The organism is Micromonospora sp. NPDC007230, from assembly GCF_042869115.1.
In the GTDB taxonomy this organism is placed as follows: domain Bacteria; phylum Actinomycetota; class Actinomycetes; order Mycobacteriales; family Micromonosporaceae; genus Micromonospora.
This window is the reverse complement of record NZ_JBIAFE010000014.1, coordinates 146,064-162,708: the sequence shown is the minus strand read 5'-3', so window position 1 is coordinate 162,708 and position 16,645 is coordinate 146,064. Positions and strand designations below refer to the sequence as shown.

The 16,645-nt window shown below is 72.1% G+C and carries 15 protein-coding genes; 9 read left to right on the top strand and 6 right to left on the bottom strand.

The genetic code is table 11. The annotated features are described in order from the left end of the window. The first annotated feature begins 11 nt into the window (after positions 1-11). The 4 genes from ACFYML_RS21070 to ACFYML_RS21055 all read left to right on the top strand — a co-directional run bounded on the left by ACFYML_RS21070 (position 12) and on the right by ACFYML_RS21055 (position 6,032). The gene (locus tag ACFYML_RS21070; protein ID WP_387422255.1) at positions 12-809 is read left to right on the top strand and encodes an HpcH/HpaI aldolase/citrate lyase family protein; all 798 of its coding nucleotides are present in this window, start codon (positions 12-14) and stop codon (positions 807-809) included. Then, positions 806-2,014, top strand: coding sequence for an exo-alpha-sialidase (locus ACFYML_RS21065; protein ID WP_387422254.1), 1,209 nt, complete (start codon positions 806-808; stop codon positions 2,012-2,014). Before ACFYML_RS21070 ends, ACFYML_RS21065 begins: the two co-directional genes overlap by 4 nt. A 323-nt stretch (positions 2,015-2,337) precedes the next feature. Continuing rightward, positions 2,338-4,482 (top strand): FUSC family protein, encoded by a 2,145-nt coding sequence (locus tag ACFYML_RS21060; RefSeq protein WP_387422253.1) that lies wholly within the window; start codon positions 2,338-2,340, stop codon positions 4,480-4,482. A gap of 254 nt (positions 4,483-4,736) precedes the next feature. Continuing rightward, the gene (locus ACFYML_RS21055) at positions 4,737-6,032 is read left to right on the top strand and encodes an MFS transporter (protein ID WP_387422252.1); all 1,296 of its coding nucleotides are present in this window, start codon (positions 4,737-4,739) and stop codon (positions 6,030-6,032) included. A 42-nt stretch (positions 6,033-6,074) separates the two neighbouring features. Here ACFYML_RS21055 and ACFYML_RS21050 read toward each other — a convergent pair whose 3' ends face one another. From ACFYML_RS21050 to ACFYML_RS21040, 3 genes are all read right to left on the bottom strand, one after another. Beyond that, complete coding sequence (locus ACFYML_RS21050) at positions 6,075-6,938, bottom strand: YybH family protein (protein WP_387422251.1); 864 nt, start codon at positions 6,936-6,938, stop codon at positions 6,075-6,077. 76 nt (positions 6,939-7,014) lie between these two features. Then, complete coding sequence (locus tag ACFYML_RS21045) at positions 7,015-8,031, bottom strand: sigma-70 family RNA polymerase sigma factor (protein WP_387422250.1); 1,017 nt, start codon at positions 8,029-8,031, stop codon at positions 7,015-7,017. An 85-nt stretch (positions 8,032-8,116) separates the two neighbouring features. After that, entirely contained in the window at positions 8,117-9,406 is a 1,290-nt protein-coding gene (locus tag ACFYML_RS21040) for a D-alanyl-D-alanine carboxypeptidase family protein (RefSeq protein ID WP_387422249.1), read from the bottom strand. A 239-nt stretch (positions 9,407-9,645) separates the two neighbouring features. Between ACFYML_RS21040 and ACFYML_RS21035 the strand changes: the two genes are divergently transcribed. The 4 genes from ACFYML_RS21035 to ACFYML_RS21020 all read left to right on the top strand — a co-directional run bounded on the left by ACFYML_RS21035 (position 9,646) and on the right by ACFYML_RS21020 (position 14,192). Further along, complete coding sequence (locus tag ACFYML_RS21035; RefSeq protein ID WP_387422248.1) at positions 9,646-10,548, top strand: phytanoyl-CoA dioxygenase family protein; 903 nt, start codon at positions 9,646-9,648, stop codon at positions 10,546-10,548. A gap of 146 nt (positions 10,549-10,694) precedes the next feature. Continuing rightward, on the top strand, positions 10,695-11,441 hold the full coding sequence (locus ACFYML_RS21030) for a response regulator transcription factor (RefSeq protein ID WP_387422247.1): 747 nt from the start codon (positions 10,695-10,697) through the stop codon (positions 11,439-11,441). Continuing rightward, positions 11,438-13,174, top strand: a complete 1,737-nt coding sequence (locus ACFYML_RS21025; RefSeq protein WP_387422246.1) for an ATP-binding protein — start codon at positions 11,438-11,440, stop codon at positions 13,172-13,174. The genes ACFYML_RS21030 and ACFYML_RS21025 overlap by 4 nt, the downstream gene beginning before the upstream one ends. A gap of 115 nt (positions 13,175-13,289) precedes the next feature. Continuing rightward, the gene (locus ACFYML_RS21020; RefSeq protein ID WP_387422245.1) at positions 13,290-14,192 is read left to right on the top strand and encodes an NAD-dependent epimerase/dehydratase family protein; all 903 of its coding nucleotides are present in this window, start codon (positions 13,290-13,292) and stop codon (positions 14,190-14,192) included. Positions 14,193-14,289: 97 nt separating this feature from the next. Here the strand turns inward: ACFYML_RS21020 and ACFYML_RS21015 are convergent, their stop codons facing one another. From ACFYML_RS21015 to ACFYML_RS21005, 3 genes are all read right to left on the bottom strand, one after another. Next, positions 14,290-14,592: a PxKF domain-containing protein gene (locus ACFYML_RS21015; protein WP_387422290.1), complete on the bottom strand. Its 303-nt coding sequence runs from the start codon at positions 14,590-14,592 to the stop codon at positions 14,290-14,292. Next, positions 14,589-15,464, bottom strand: a complete 876-nt coding sequence (locus tag ACFYML_RS21010; protein ID WP_387422289.1) for an oxidoreductase — start codon at positions 15,462-15,464, stop codon at positions 14,589-14,591. The genes ACFYML_RS21015 and ACFYML_RS21010 overlap by 4 nt, the downstream gene beginning before the upstream one ends. Positions 15,465-15,607: 143 nt before the next feature. Then, complete coding sequence (locus tag ACFYML_RS21005) at positions 15,608-15,976, bottom strand: MerR family transcriptional regulator (RefSeq protein ID WP_387422244.1); 369 nt, start codon at positions 15,974-15,976, stop codon at positions 15,608-15,610. Between the two features lie 94 nt (positions 15,977-16,070). Here ACFYML_RS21005 and ACFYML_RS21000 point away from each other — a divergent pair, with 94 nt between their 5' ends. Continuing rightward, positions 16,071-16,529, top strand: coding sequence for a hypothetical protein (locus ACFYML_RS21000; RefSeq protein ID WP_387422243.1), 459 nt, complete (start codon positions 16,071-16,073; stop codon positions 16,527-16,529). Positions 16,530-16,645: the final 116 nt, after the last annotated feature.

Sequence of the window (16,645 nt, the reverse complement as noted above, 5' to 3'; positions counted from 1 at the left end):
GAAGGACCATCGTGACCACCGAGCAACCGCCAGCCGCCCGGCCCACCGCCCGCGCCTTCACCGACCGGCTCCGCCGGCGCGAGCGTGCGCTGGGCTACTGGGTGATCATGGACTCGCCGGTGTCCACCGAGCGCATCGCCCGGCTGGGCTACGACTACGTCTGCATCGACGCCCAGCACGGACTGGTCGAGTACGGCGGGATCCTGCGCGGCCTGACCGCGATCGACGCCGGTGGCGGCTCGGTGGGGATGGTGCGGGTCGGGGCGAACGACCCGTTCCACATCGGCCAGGCCCTCGACGCCGGCGCCGCCGGGGTGATCGTGCCGCTGGTCAGCTCGGCGGACGACGCGGCGCGCGCGGTGGCCGCGGCGACGTACCCGCCGCGCGGCGTCCGGTCGTACGGGCCGATGCGGTCGGCGCTGCGGGTGGGCCCGGTGCCGGCGGAGGCCGACGCGTCGGTTGCCTGTCTGGCCATGATCGAGACCCCGGAGGGGTTGGACAACGTCGAGAAGATCTGCGCCGTGCCGGGTCTCACCGGCGTCTACGTCGGCCCCTCGGACCTGTGCCTGGCGGTCGGCGGGGCGTACCCGGGCGACCCGGCGGTGGCGGAGGTGTTCGAGGCGGCGCTGCGGCGGATCAGCCGGGCCGCCGCCGAGGCGGGCGTGGCGGCGGGGATCCACACCCCGGCCGGTGCGGACGCCGCCCGCCGACTGGCTGAGGGTTTCACGTTCGCGACGGTCTCCTCGGACCTCGTACACCTGGAACGCGCGGCGGCCGACCACCTTAAGGCCGCCGGCGGTGCGGGATGAGCAGCCCCGCCGGACTGGCCACCGACGGGCTGGTGCGGGCCCGGCCGGACGGCTTCGGCGAGGCGTACCTGCCCACCCGGACGGTGCAGTCCCACGCGGCCAACCTGGCGGTGCTGCCCGACGGCGACCTGGGCTGTGTGTGGTTCGGCGGTACGCAGGAGGGAGTGGCCGACATCAGTGTCTGGTTCTCCCGCCTGCCGGCCGGCACCGACCGGTGGCGCGATCCGGTGCGACTCAGCGACGACGCCACCCGCTCCGAGCAGAATCCGGTGCTGTTCGCCGCGCCCACCGGCGAGCTGTGGCTGCTGCACACCGCGCAGCACGCCGGGGACCAGGACACCGCGGTGGTCCGGGCTCGCGTGTCCGTCGACTCGGGCCGCACCTGGGGGCCGGTGCGGGACCTGCTGTCGTCCCCGCACGGCGGCGTCTTCGTGCGGCAGCCCCCGGTCGTCCTGCCGTCGGGGCGGTGGCTGCTGCCGACCTTCGCCTGCCCGAGGGTGGCCGGTCGGGCGTGGAGCGGGGAGCACGACACGAGCAGCGTCTGGTTCTCCGACGACGGCGGTGGCAGCTGGCAGGAGGCGCCGGTGCCGGCGTCGACCGGGCGGGTCCACATGAACATCGTGCCGCGCCCCGGCGGGGGGCTGACCGCCTACTTCCGCAGCCGTTGGGCCGACCACGTGTACCGCAGCGGCTCGCCGGACGGGATCACCTGGCAGCCGCCGCACCCCGTCGGGTTGCCGAACAACAACTCATCGATCCAGGCGGTCGCGTTGCCCGGCGGCCTGACCGCCCTGGCGTTCAACGACAGCAGTCGCCGCGACGCGGTTGCCCGCCGGGTCTCGCTGTACGACGAGATCGACGGAGCGGGCATCGTCGAGAATGCCGTCCCGCAGGTGCGGGCGGTCGAGGACGGTGACGGTGACCGGACCGCCTTCTGGGGCGCACCCCGGGCACCGCTGGTCCTCGCCGTCTCCGCCGACGACGGCTCGACCTGGCCGCGGCGCTGGCTGCTGGCCGACGGTGACGGGTACGCCCTGTCGAACAACTCCCGCGACGCGATCAACCGGGAGCTGAGCTACCCGTCGCTGGTGGTGGACAGCGCGGGGGACCTGCACGTCGCGTTCACCCACCACCGGCGGGCGATCCGTTACCTGCGCGTCCCCGCCCGGATGTTGCGGACCGAAGCGGTCGGGGAACGCGACTAGGCGGAAGTCGACGCCTGGCCAGCTCCCGGCCGGACCGGCCGGTTTCGTGCCTGTTTCACCGCCGGTGCCGGCATCGGCGGACCCCTTCGAGTCGGTTCGGGTACGTATCTCTGCCGCGGCCCGGGTGTAGTGGGTTCGCTGCTGGCTACTGATGCCTCATGGGGAAGCCCGGCGGGGTGAACGGCGCCGACGGTCGGCCGGACAGCCGGAGTTCCGGCGGCGGAGCCGGCGGGCCGGCGGCACCCGGCCGGATCGCGCGCAGGCGCCTCCGCCGGGCGGTGACGGCGCTGGCTGATCCCGAGCGGAGCGCGCCGAGAGCCGGGGTGCGCGCCGCGATCGTGCTGCCGGGTCTGTTCGCGGTCGGACAGTACGTGGTCCGCAACCAGTCGTTCGCCACGTTCACCATCTTCGGCGGCTTCGCTCTGCTGATCATGAGTGACTTCGGTGGCACCCGCCGGGAACGGACCCGCTCCTACCTGCTCGCCACCGCGGCGGGAGCGGTCCTGGTGGCGCTCGGCACGGTGGTGTCCCGCTCGCTGGTCGCCATCCCGGCCGTGATGTTCCTGCTGGCATTCGTCACCACCTTCCTCGCCGCGGTGGTGGGCGGCCACGTCAGCACGGCCCGGCTGGGCCTGCTGCTCTCCTTCGTCCTGGCCGTCACGCTGCCCCCCGCCGCGGGGCAGCTTCCGATGCGGGTGGCCGGATGGCTGTTCGCCGGCCTCGCCGCGACCCTCGCCGGCCTGCTGCTGCCCCGCGCCGGGCCGGTGGCGCTGACCCGTGCCGCCGGCGCGGCCTGCCGCGCGGCAGCCGACCTGATCGATGCGATGGCCCGCACTCCGGACGATCCGGGTCTCAGCCGGCTCCGGCAGGCGGCGGCGGAGGCGGTCGACACGGCTCGCCGCCGGTACGCCGGCACGGCGAGCCGGTCGGTCGGCTCGCGGCATCGACTGCGCGGGTACGCCGAACTCATCGGCGATCTGCAGTTGCTCGTGGGTGTCGCCGGTCATCCGCTGTACCGGCCCGAACACCTCGCCCGGCGGGGCACCGGGACCGAGGGCGAGTTGGTGGCGGCGATGTCCGGCGTCCTGCGGGCCAGCGCCGCCACGCTGGCGGGCCGCGCGGGCGGGCCGGACGTCCGCGCGGTCGACGAGCGGCGGTGGGCGCACCGGCGCGCACTGGAGCGGTGGGTGCGGCGGTCGCTGGGCCCGCCGGCAGCCGGTGAGCAGGTCCTCGACGCGTTGAACGTCGACCACACGCTGCGCGTGCTGGCGTATCTGGCGACAGCGGTGGCGGCGAACGCAACGGCGGCGGCGGGCCGGGACACCGGTGCCCGGAGCAGTGGACGAGGCCGGGAGGTCCTGGGCGACCAGCAGGTCCGCCATCGGCGGCTGCGGTGGCTGGCGTCCTCCGCGGCGCCGGGCTCGGTCGCGTTGCGGGACAGCCTCCGGGCCGCGGTCGGCCTGGCGGTGTCGGTGTGGCTCGCCGTCCGGCTGGGCCTGCCACACGCGTTCTGGGTGGTGCTGGGCACGTTGCAGGTGCTGCGGACCAACGCTCTGGGAACCGCCCGCTCGGTGCTTCGTGCCATCGCCGGCAACGTGGTGGGCGTCGCCGCCGGTTCGGCTGTGGTCATCGCGACCGCCGGGCACCCGGCGTGGCTGTGGGCGGTGCTGCCGGCCGCGGTGTTCCTGTCCGCGTACACCTCCGGCTCCCAGCGGTTCCTGCTCAGCCAGGCCGCGTTCACGGTCGACCTGATGATCATTTTCAACCTGCTCGCCCCGGTGGGATGGCGCTTGGGCCTGATCCGGCTGGAGGACGTCGGCGTCGGGGTCGCCGTCAGCGTCGCGCTCAGCCTGCTGCTGTGGCCGCACGGGACGCGCCGGCAGTTCATCCGGAGCGTCGCCGCATACCAACGGGCCGCGATCGGGCGGCTCCGGCACGCCTTCGACCGGGTGCTGGCCGTCGGCGCCGAACGGCTGCCCGCTCCGGCCCCGCCAGCGGGCGCCCGGACCCGGGCCGAGCTGGCGCTCGGCGCCTACCTGGCCGAGCGGTCGGCCGGACCGCTCGACGCCTCGACGGCTGTGGTCCTGCTGTCCGGGGCCAACTACCTGGCCATGGCGGCCAACCTGCTGGAGAACGCGGTCACCGAGTTCGGCTACCGGGCCGACGAATGCCGGGACGCGGTCGAGCCCGTCCGAACGGCGCAGCAGGCGCTGCTGAGCGGGCTGGGGCGGCTGGCCGACCGGTTGGCCGAGACGGGGGCCGGATCATCCTGGCCGGCCCTGCCGGATCTGGACGGGCCGGTGCGTACCTGCCTGCAACGGTGGCGTGACGACGAGGCGGCGGCCGGATCCGCGATGGCGCTGGTGGTCGCGACCGAATGGATCCGCAGCATCCACCAGGTCGGCGACGACCTGGCCGAGCCCGTCGACCGTGCGGTCGCGGTGGCACGCCGGCCCTGGTGGCGCTGACCGGCCGCACGAGCTGGCGTCCGCTGCCGCCGTAGCGACGGCGGATCGCGGGCGTGCGGAAGCAAACGCTCGCCGGCAACGGCCGAATCGGCTACACCCCGCCGCGCACCCACTGACCGCGCGGCCCGGGACGAAGATCACGCCGGTTGCGGGACGCGGCACCACGCCCCGAAGTGGTTGAGTGGGCCGGTGCCGAGTCCGTCATCTGTGCCACCAAACCTGCCGTCCGGGCGGCTGACCAGGATGAGAGCCTGATGTTCGCTCCGCTGCGGTTCGCCGCGTTCCGTTACCTGGCGACCGGCCGCCTGGTGAACATGCTGGGCAACGGGGTCGCTCCCATCGCGCTGGCCTTCGCCGTGCTCGATCTGACCGGCTCGGTGCGCGACCTGGGCCTGGTGGTTGGCGCGCGGTCGCTGTTGAACGTGCTGTTCGTGCTCTTCGGCGGGGTGGTGGCCGACCGGATTCCGCGCCGGGTGGTGCTGGTCGGCTCCAATCTGCTCGGCGCGTCGACCCAGGCGGCGGTGGCCGCTCTGGTGCTCACCGGTACGGCGACGATCCCGCTGTTGCTGGCGCTCAGCGCGGCCAACGGCGTCGTGAGTGCGCTGGCCCAGCCGGCCTCGGCCGCCGCGACGCCGCAGACCGTGCCGCCGGACATGATCCAGCCGGCCAACGCGATCATCCGGCTCGGCATGAACGCGGGCATGATCGGGGGCGCCGCGCTCGGTGGGCTCCTGGTGGCCGCCGTCGGCCCCGGCTGGGGCCTCGCCATCGACGCGCTCACCTTCGCCATCGCGGCCGTCGCCTTCACCGGAGTCCGGGTCGCCGCCCCACGGGCACGGACCAGTGGCACGAGCATCGTCGCCGACCTCCGTGAGGGGTGGACCGAGTTCACCGCGCGGACCTGGGTCTGGGTGGTGGTGCTCGGCTTCATGATCCTCAATGCGGCCCTCTCCGGCGGCGTGAACGTGCTGGGCCCGGCCGTCGCCGATGCGACGATCGGCCGCAGCGCCTGGGGGGTGGTGCTGGCCGCGGAGACCGCCGGAATGGTCGTCGGCGGGCTGGTCGCCCTGCGGATCCGGGTACGCCGGCTGCTGCTGCTCGGGGTGGCCTGCATGTTCGCCGAGTCGTTCCTGCTGTTGGCGCTGGCCCTGGCGCCGACCGTCGCCGTGCTGCTGGCCGCCGGCGTGGCCGTCGGCATCGCCGTGGAACAGTTCGCGGTCGCCTGGGACACCTCGATCGCGCAGCACATCCCCGCCGAACGGCTGGCCCGCGTCTACTCGTACGACATGTTGGGCTCCTTCGTCGCCATCCCACTCGGCCAGGTGGCGGTCGGACCGGTCGCCGCGGTGATCGGCCCCCGCGACACGCTGCTGATCCTCGCGGCGTTGGTGGTGCTCGCCGTACTCGGCATGTTGGCCAGCCGGGACGTCCGCCGGCTGCCGGCGGCGGCCCCCGCCCGGGCCGCCGACGCAGCGCCGGCCGAGCACGTGCCGCCCGGGCCGGGAGACGGCCCTGTCACGGCACCTGCCGGACCGGCCGTCCCCACCTGATCCACATCCGTGGGGAGCAACGATCGGCGCGAGGAACGAGGACTACGGATGCAGGTCGGTCCGCGCCCGACCGGTGGACGGATCGTAGGGGTACGACAGGTGCTGGTGGATCATCAGCCAGGCACCGTCTCGCCGTTCGAAGATCCGGGTTCCGCGCGACCAACTGTCGGCGGTCTGGCCGTCGGCCGGCGTCACCCGGACCTGGTTGAGACCCCAGGCGACCGCCAGATCGCCGTTGACCAGGATCTTCAGGTCGGGCACCTGCCAGGTGACGCTGCCGTCGCCGGCGGCGTCGAGGCCGGCCTTGCAGACCTCGCGTACCGCCTGCACGCCGACGTGCTGCAGGGGATGGTCGTGTTCGTAGGAGATGACGTCGTCGGCGATGCCGGCCATCAGGCCGTCGAGGTCCTTCGCGGCGGTGCGGTCGAACCACCGCTGGTGCAGCCGGCGCAGGTCCTGCTCCGCGGCGGCGTCGTCGCGCCGATCGGGGCCGACGTCAGCGGGGGCCGGGTCGGTGAGTGGGAAGGAGTGGTGCTCGTGGGTGACGACCCACCGGCCGTCCTGCTTGCGGAGCCCGAGCGTCAGCCGGAGCCGGTTGTCGGGATCGTGGGCGAACTCGTCCGGGGTGCCGCAGCGCAGCAGCGCGTACGCGAAGGCAACCTCGTCGCCGGCGGTGATGTCGAGCGACTCGATCTCGAACGAGGCGCCCTGGGCCTGCCACTGGAAGAACGGCGGCCAGGTTTCCCGGTAGGCGTCCAGGCCGCGGACGCCCTGCCGCGGTGGCGGCACGTCGAACATCACGATGTCCTTCGCGTGGTCGGCAAGGACGGCGCTGAGGTCACCGCGGTGGACGGCGTCGGCCCAGCGCTCGATCAGGGTGCGGATCTGTTCCTCGTCGGTAGGCATGCTCCGTGCGGCCCTCTCGGTTGGTGTGTCCGTCAGGACTACAACCCGGGCCGGCCCGGAAACTCATCGCGCGCCGTCAGATTTTCTCCGCCAGCTGTGCCGGCAGGCCGAAGGTGGGGAAGTGGGCGTCCAGGAACGAGACCACCTCGGCCACCCGGCCACCACGCAGCGTGAGCAGGTCCAGGCCGGCCGGGACGTACGCGAGGCGCTCGTCGTCCCATCGGTAGGTGCCGAACGCGAGCTGCCCGTTGGCCCGCGCCGGCCGGAAGCGCCAGCGATGCTGGAGCACCGCCTCGACCAGGAATTCGCGGATGGCGTCCCGGCCCTCGTACCAGGTGCTCAGCGGTGGCATCGAGTACCGTGCGTCCTCGGTCAGCATCGCCACGATGGCGTCGACGTCGCCGGCCTCCCACGCGGTCAGGTACCGCTTGACCACGTCCCGCTGCGTCGCGTCGCCCAGTGCGTCCAGGGTCTGTCGCTGACTGGCCTGCGGCAGCAGGTCGGCGAGCACCTTCCGGGCTCGCTGCAGGGCGCTGTTGACCGCGGCGACCGTGGTGTCCAACAGCTCGGCCGCCTCGGCGGCGGAGTAACCGAGCACCTCGCGGAGCAGCAGGACGGCTCGCTGCCGAGGCGACAGGTGCTGCAGGGCGGCGACGAACGCCAGCTCGACGCTCTCCCGCGCGAGCACGCGGTCCTCCGGGCTCAGCCGTGCGGTCCAGCCCATCAGCTGATCCGGGTACGGTTCCAGCCACGCCCGTTCCGCCAGCGGCGCACCTTCGGAGCCCAGGTCCGCGGGCAGTTCCCGCCGCCCCCTGCGCTCGACGAGCGTCAACGACCGGTTCGTCGCGATCTTGTAAAGCCATGGCCGGATCGACCCGTGGTGCTCGAACCGCTGCAGACTGCGCCAAGCCCGGTCCAGCGCGTCCTGGACGGCATCCTCCGCGTCATGAACCGACCCGAGCATCCGGTAGCAGTGTGCCCGCAACTCGTCGCGCAACGGCCCGACGAGCCGGCCGAAGGCATCCCCGTCGCCGGCACGCGCCGCGGTGAGCAACTCCGTCACCGACGGCTCTCCGTCCTGCTCCGTCCGCACGTGCCAGCTCCGTCCTGATTCGTCACCGCCATCCACGCTAGTGCGGTGTGTCCGCCCACGGGTGCGCCCGGTGCCGGGCGCGGGCTCAGCGGTGCTGTCGGATCCGGTCCCAGGTGCTCGGCGGCTCCAGCCCGGCTCCGGTGCGCAGCGGGGTGGCGACCGGCGTACCCGCGCCGGCGACTGCGGTGACCCGGCCGTGTTCGGTCTCGGCCGGCAGCCGTGCCGGCACGGCCGGGATGTCGACGTCCAGCCGGACCCGCATGCCGGGCCAGCCCACCACGGTCAGGTCCTGCGCGGCGGTGAGCGTCGTGCCGCCGCCGAGCGGGGCGCGGACGGTGGCGACCTGATCGCCGGCCCGGATGACGGGGTGCACCCCGATCGCCCTGGCGGCGGTGCGGACCAGCGGTCGGGTCGCCCGGAACACCCGGTCCAGTTGCTCGGGGGTGTGGGCGCCGGGCTGCCCGAGGACGGCGCCCACGATGGTGAATTCCCGGCCGCCCACCTTGACGACGGCGGCGAAGACCAGGCAGCCGCCGGCTTGGTCGGTGGAGCCGGTCTTGATCCCCACGACGCCGTCCTTGCCGACCAGGGAGTTGTAGTTGCGTACGGGGCCGGCGACCGGCAGGGTGGCCGTCTTCTGCGCCACGATCTCCGCGAACGCCGGCAGTTCCATCGCCTTGCGGGCCAGGATCACCTGGTCGACGGCGGTGCTGACGGTGCCCGGGTCGTACCCGGACGGGTCGGTGTAGTGGGTGTCGGTCATGCCGAGCGCCGCGGCGGTGTCGTTCATCTTGGCGACGAATGCCTGGATGCTGCCGGCGTCCCAGGCGGCGAGGATCCGCGCCATGTTGTTTGCCGAGGGAAGCAGCAGCGCCTGCAGCGCCTGGCGTTCGGTGAAGACCGCGCCCGCGACGACCGGCACGAGGGACTCGCCACGCGCCTGCTCCTCCGGGTACGCGGCGGCCTGCTGCGCGGTGACGGTGAGGTTCGGGCCCTGCTCGCCCCGGTCGAGGGGGTGTTCGGTCAGGATGACGTAGGCCGTCATCACCTTGGTCACGCTCGCGATCGGCACCGGCTTGCGCCCGCCCGACGTGCCGAGCGTGCCGACGCCCTCGACCGAGAGGGCAGCCTGCCCGGTCCTCGGCCACGGTACCGCCGGTGCCTTGCCGGGGATGAGGGTCGACGCGGGCAGGGTCCGGGTGACCGTCGGGGCGGGCAGTGGGCGGCGCAGCGGCGAGACCGCGACCAGCGCGGTGGCGGCGAGGAGCAGGGCCAGCAGGCCGCTGATCAGCAACCAGTGACTGGGTCGGCGACCCTGGTTCCCCGGTCGGGGCGGGACCGCTTTGATCACCTGGGTCGTCGCGGAGTCGAGCATCTGGTTATGTCCCCCCGGGTGGCAGGCCGGCCTGTTCCACGGCACGCTGATGTCGGTGTAACTGCTGTCGGCGCACGATCAAGTTCAGTCGGGCGGCCGCCGCAGACGGATCGTTCCTCGGTGGGGACCCGTGCGGCAAGGGGCGCATCCGTTACCCATGCGAATCGCACAGCTTCTTCACACCCGGCCGGTTAGCTCCTGATCACCACGACAGGAATCACGCCGATGGAGATCGCCGGATGTATGACTACGACGGCCGGACGGGCTACGAGCCGATCAGCGACGTCGACCGCAAGGAGTTCCACGAGCAGGGCTTTCTGCTGCTGCGTGGCGTGCTGACCGAGGAACACCGGGCGGCACTTGAGCAGGCGGTGGACCGGATCCACGGGCGGGCGAGCGCCACCGGTAACACCGGCGCGGACGGTTCCCTGCACCTGCTGGGCTTCCTGGAGCGCGATCACCTCTTCGGTGACCTGCTCACTCATCCCGTGACGTTTCCCTACGTGTGGGGGTTGCTCGGCTGGAACATCTATACGCATCACCACCACCTGGACGTGACGCCACCGGCGCGGGAGCCGGAGCGCCCGTACTGGGGATGGCACCAGGACGGGTATCGGCAGAACTCCGACCCGGAGACGCTGGATCCGGAGGTGCCCCGGCCGATGTTCTCGCTCAAGGTGGCTTACGTGCTGTCCGACCTCTCCGAGCCGGGTCGCGGCGCGACGAAGATCATCCCCGGCAGCCAGGTGCGGAACAGCCTGCCTCGGCCCGACGACGTGTCGGCGTACCACCCGGATCCCACGGGCACGGTGGAGATCACCGCAAAGCCGGGCGACGCCTTCGTCTTCGACCGCCGGCTCTGGCACTCCAGGTCGACGAACCGCTCTGCGATCACCCGCAAGATGCTCTTCGTCGGTTACACGTACCGCTGGATCCGGCCGCTCGACGACCTGCACGTCGACCGGGAGGGGCCGTGGTGGGCGGCCCGCACGCCGGTGCAACGCCAGTTGCTGGGCGACGGGAAGCACACGGCCAACTACTGGGGCATCAACTGGGACGGGCACGTGGACGACGACATCCCCCTGCGCCAGGAACTGAAGCATCGCGGGCTGCTCGACCGGAGGATCCCCTGGCTTCGCTGAAGCCGCCGGCATGGCTACGCTCTGCGACGAGGGCCGCGCGTCGGATCTCGCGAACCACCCGGGGCATCGTCACCGTCAGTGACGACGAGGTGGCCGGCTCGCCGTGACGTGCCGGCCGCCCCCGGGCCCGATCAGGATGGAGCGACATGGGCGGACGGATTCTGGTCGCCGAGGACGATCCCAAGCAGGCCAACCTGATTCGGCTCTACCTCGAGCGCGAGGGACACACCGTGCTGGTGGTCGGCGACGGGCGCAGCGCGCTCGACCAGGCCCGGAGCCGCCGTCCGGACCTGGTGGTCCTCGACGTGATGATGCCGGTCGTCGACGGACTCGACGTGTGCCGGATCCTGCGCGCCGAATCGGACGTGGCCATCCTGTTGCTGACCGCCCGTACCACGGAGGACGACGTTCTGCTCGGCCTCGACATCGGCGCCGACGACTACATCACCAAGCCGTACAGCCCGCGCGAGCTCACCGCCCGGGTGCGGGCCCTGCTCCGGCGGGCCGGTGTCGTGACCGCGGGAACCCAGGCGGTGCTGCAGGTGGGCGACCTGGAGGTCGACCCGGGCCGGTTCGAGGTACGGGTGGCGGGCCGGCCGGTCACGCTGACCGCCAAGGAGTTCGGCATTCTCGAGGTGCTCGCCGGAGAGCCGGGACGAGCGTTCACCCGGACCCAGATCATCGATCGAGCGTTCGGCTTCGACCATTTCGTGCTGGAGCGCACGGTCGACGCGCACGTGATGAACCTTCGCCGCAAGATCGAGACCGATCCGGCGGCACCACGCTACGTGCAGACCGTCTTCGGCCGCGGCTACCGGCTCGCCGCTCCCCGGCCGGGGCCGGCCGACCCCGGCGGCTCGTCGGTTCGCCAGTCGGCGGATCGCCGGCCGTGAGCTTCCGCCTGCGACTACTGTTGCTCGTCGTCCTCGTCGCGGTGACCGCGACCGTGGCGACCGCCTGGCTGACCCTGCGCCAGGCGTCCCAGCAGGTCCTCGACTCGGCGGCGGCCGACCAGACGCAGATCGACCTGGTCACCGAACAACTGACCCGGTACGGCCAGGAACACGGGACGTGGACGGGGGTGGTCGACCTGGTACGGGATCTGCGGTCCAGGACCGGCCAGCGGATTCACGTGGTGACCGAGTCCGGTGTGGTGCTGGTCGACACCGACACCGAGGAAGGCCGCGCGGCCCGCCCGCTCGGCAGCAGCAGCGCCATCGTCGATCCGCGGCCGACCTTGCCGCTGACAGTCGCCGGCCCCAATGCCGCGAAGACCACCGCCGGTGCGATCGCCGAATACCGCCACACCGCCCGGTACGCGGCCTGCCTGTCGGCCGGCGGAGTCCCGCTGGAGCGCTCGTCCGGCTACCTCGGTCTGCCGCAGTTCGCGCCCGTGTCGCCGGGGCAACCGGACCTCAGAGAGATCATGGCGAACTGCGACAGCGTCGCCGCCGCCGCTGACGACGCCGAGGCGACCGGGCAGGTGGAGGCCTGCGGCACGGCCTCCACGGACAGGACCGAGAGAATTCCCGTGCCCGCCGAGGCACAGCGCCCGCCCTCCGCTGCAGCGACCCGCGAAGACCAGCTGCGCTGCCTCGCCGGCGCGTTCACCGAGGGGATCCGTGACGTGACGCCCGTGCCGGTCCGGATCTATTTCGGTGCCCGTGGGGACGCGGCGCGCCCGGTGGCGACCGGTCCGCTGCTCGCCGCCGCGGCCGGTGTGGCCCTCGTGGTCATCCTGGGCACCGGCGTGTTGAGCCATCGGGTGCTGCGTCCGATCCGGACCCTGACCACCGTGGCCCAGCACCTCGGCCGGGGAGACCTGAGCAGCCGGGTCCCGGTGCAGGGGAACGACGAACTGGCCAACCTCGGCCGCTCGTTCAACCGGATGGCCGACTCACTGCAACGCGGTGAGGAACGACAACGGCGGCTCGTCGCCGACGTGGCTCACGAACTACGCACCCCGCTGGCCAACCTGCGCGGCTACCTCGAAGCGCTCGCCGACGGGGTGATCGCCCCCGACCCGGAACTCTTCGCCTCCCTGCACGAGGAGGCCGTGCTCCAGCAACGGATCGTCGACGATCTGCAGGACCTGGCGCTCGCCGAGGCGGGAAGACTCACCTATCACCGGGTGGCGGTCGACGTCGCCGAACTCCTGGAGACCTGCCGGACCACGCACCGGGCACGGGCCGAGGTCGCCGGGGTGACCCTGAGCGTCCACGTCGCACCGGCCACCCAGCCGGCCGCCTCGGACGCGCCGGCCGGGCCGCCGGTAGTGAACGCCGACCCGGACCGGCTGCGGCAGGTCCTCGGTAACCTGATCACGAACGCGGTGCGGGCGACCGCGTCCGGCGGCAGCATCTCCCTGCACGCCAGCCGGACCGACGCGGTCGCCGTGATCCGGGTCGTGGACACCGGCACCGGCATCGAACCCTCGGCGGTGCCGCACATCTTCGATCGGTTCTGGCGGGCCGACCCGGCCCGCGGGCGGCACACCGGTGGCGGCGGGCTCGGACTCGCGATCGCCCGGCAGATCGTCACCGACCACGCCGGCACCATCACGGTCGCCAGCCAGGTCGACGTCGGCACCACCTTCACCATCACCCTGCCCATCCTCGCCCGATGACGTCGGCACGGGTGCCGGCGTCCAGGCAGTCGCCGAGGCACACCGTCACGCCATCCGCCACCGCTCGCGCCGCACCCTCGTGCGCGGTACGACGTACCACAGCAAGGATGTGACCATGACCGATCCCGTTCTCGAAGCCGCACTCCCCGGACGCGTTGTCGTCACCGGGGCCAGCGGCAAACTCGGTCGCGCCGTGGTCGCGCACCTGCGCGCCGTGGGCGTCGACGTGCTGGCCGTGGACCGCGCCGCCGGGCGCGACCCCCGCGAGGTCGACGGCGAGTTCCTGCTCGTCGACCTCACCGACTACGGGCAGGTGGTGGAGGCTTTCACCGGCGGCGTCGACGAGCACGCCGGCAGGGTCGACGCCGTCGTGCACCTGGCGGCGGTGCCGGCCCCCGGGCTGCTGTCCAACGCGGCCACCTTCGCGAACAACTCCGCCGCGACGTACAACGTGTTCGCCGCGGCCAGGGCGGCAGGGATCAAGCGGGTGGTGTGGGCGTCGAGCGAGACCGTGCTCGGGCTGCCGTTCGACACCCCGCCGCCGTACGCGCCGCTCGACGAGGAGTATCCGCCGCGCCCGGAGTCGACCTACTCGCTGAACAAGGCGCTCGAGGAGGAGATGGCGCGGCACTTCTGCCGATGGGACCCCGAACTGGTCATGGTGGGTCTGCGGTTCTCCAACGTCATGGACGTCGAGGACTACGCGCAGTTCCCGTCCTTCGACGCCGACCCCCGGCTGCGCCGGTGGAACCTGTGGGGCTACATCGACGCCCGTGACGGTGCCCAGGCGGTCGAGCGGGCCCTCGCCCACGACCAGCCCGGCGCCGACGTCTTCATCATCGCCAACGCCGACACGGTCATGAGCAGATCCAGTGCCAGCCTGATGGCCGAGGTCTACCCGGGTGTGGAGGTCCGCAAGGAACTCGGCGAGCATGAGACCCTGCTCGGCATCGACAAGGCACGGCGGGTGCTGGGCTACGAGCCTCAGCACTCATGGCGCAACCACGTGGACCGCTGACCGCCGGTACCCCGTCGCCGGGCGGTGGCCGGGCGACCCGCCCAAGCAGTGGCGGTCCGGGGCCGGAGCCGCGGACCGCCACCGCCTCCGTCGAGTGCTAGTTGAACTGGAAGTTCGCCGAGTGGGTGGTGCCGTCGATCAGCGTGACCTCAAGGCGTCCACACGTCTTCGCCAGCGACTTGTCGGTCTTCCAGACGTATTGGTACTGCTTGGTGACCGGGTCGTAGGTCAGCGTGCTCGCGCCCGCCGTGAGGGTCTGCTGGACCACCTCCTGCGCGGCCGAGGTGTTGCACGTCGTGGCGTGCAACTCGGGGAAGCCCGACGCGAGAACGGCGAGACCCTGATCGCCACCGAGACCGAACTTGACTGGGACGGCGAGGTCGAACCGGCGTGGCGCTATTCGAGGCTGGCCAGTTCGTCCGCGGACAGGCGAAGCGCCCCGGCGGCCACGTTCTCGACCAGGTGATCCGGGTTGCCCGTTCCCGGGATGGCCAACACGTGCGGCCCGCGACTCAGCGTCCAGGCGATCCGGACCTGGGCGGGCGTGGCGCCGTGTGCACGTGCGATGGCGAGGACCGAGCCGTTGTCGGCGACACCGCCGGCCTCCCGTCCGTCACCGGCGACCGCGAAGAACGGCACGAACGCGATGCCCTGCTCGCCACATGCGCGGAGGGTTTTGTCGCTGGTGCGGTTGTCGATGCCGTACGCGTTCTGCACGCACACGACGGGGGCGATCGCCTGGGCCTGAGCGAGATGCTGCGGGCGGACATTGGAGATGCCCAGGTGCCGGATCAGGCCGGCGTCGCGCAGCTCGGCAAGCGCACCGAAATGCTCGGCGATCGAGTCGAGGCCGTGCTGGCGCAGGTTCACCACGTCCAGGTGGTCGCGGCCGAGCTGGCGCAGGTTCTCCTCGACCTGCCCACGTAGCTGATTCGGCCGGGCCAGGGGCAACCAATCGCCCGACGGATCCCGGCCGGGGCCGACCTTCGTGGTGATGACCAGATCGTCGGGGTACGGCGCCAGCGCCCGGTTGATCAGCTCGTTGGCCGAGCGCAGCGAGGAGAAGTAGAACGCCGCGGTGTCGATGTGGTTCACCCCCAACTCGACCGCCCGGCGCAGCACACCGATGACCCGGTCGCGGTCGCTTGGCGTGCCGAGGTTGAAGGCAGCGCTGCCCGTCAGTCGCATCGCGCCGAAGCCGATCCGGTTGACGGTCAGGTCGCCGAGCGTCCACGTACCGGCCGCAGCCGCGGTGATCTTTCCAGTAGGCATCGGACGAACATAGCCATGGCCCATGACCTGCGCATTCGGTCGTGTGCCCGATGGTGTCACGCCAAGATCCCTGCTAAATTTCTTATCGTCAGGGAGCACTGCGACGCTGTCCCGGCGGCCCGGACAGCTACTGGCAGGCCCGACTAGTTCGCGGCATGGCCGGCCGCCCGCAAGGGGCATCCCGTGCCGATCCGCGCGGCGAGGTCGTCCCGCAGGGCGGCGAGTTCGGCCATTCGGGCGTCGATGACGTTGATCTTTTCCGTGAACAGCGCCGACAGCGCTTCCGCGGTGTCGGGTGAGTCGCGCAGTTGCTCGCCGTTGCGCGCGATCTCCGCAAGCGAGAAGCCGAGCTGCTGCGCGGTGCGGATGTAGTGCAGCCACACCACGGTCTCTGGCGGGAGGTCCCGATAGCCGTTGGGCAGGCGCCGACCCGCGAGGAGGCCGACCTTCTCGTAGAACCGGATCGTGTCCGTGCTCATGCCCGCCTGGACGGCCAGTTCCCCGATACGCATGACCCTCCGTCTGCTCGTGGACTTGACCTTGGAGCGTACTCCAATGTTTACCGTCGGGCGTCCCCGCCGACGAAGCCACCAGGAGCCGTCCGTCGTGATCGATCTTCTAGCCCCCTCCCGCCCCGCGTACCGTCGTCTCGTCCGTGCGAGTGCCTGGTACGACCTCGTCATCACGGCCGGCTTCGCGACCCCGTGGACGTATGCGCTGCTGCACGGCACGCTGTCGCAGTTGGGTCGCGCGCTCGGACTGGGCGTCCTACCCGCCCTTGACCCGATGCAGACCCTGTACGCCAACCTGATGGGATCGGTCGTGGTCGTCTGGGCCCTCCTGCGCATCGTCCAGGCGCAGCCCGTACACGGCCTGCTCGACGGCGTCGCGCGCACACTATTCGCGGCGTGGCAGACGTACGCACTGGCTCACGGTGCCACCCGGCTGCTGTGGCTGTTCCTCGTCGTCGAGGTGGCATTCGGCCTCGTTCAACTCCTGCCCTGGTGGCGGAATGGGCGCACCAACCGCTGGAGCGAGGTCACGACCGCAGCCGCTCGCCGCTGATGAGGTGACTGGGCGGCCACCGCCTCCCGGATGCTGGCGGGCAGGGTCGGACTGGAGATGCGCAGCGCCGCCGACGGCGGGCCACCTACCGGCAGGTAGGCCGATGCCGGCGCCTC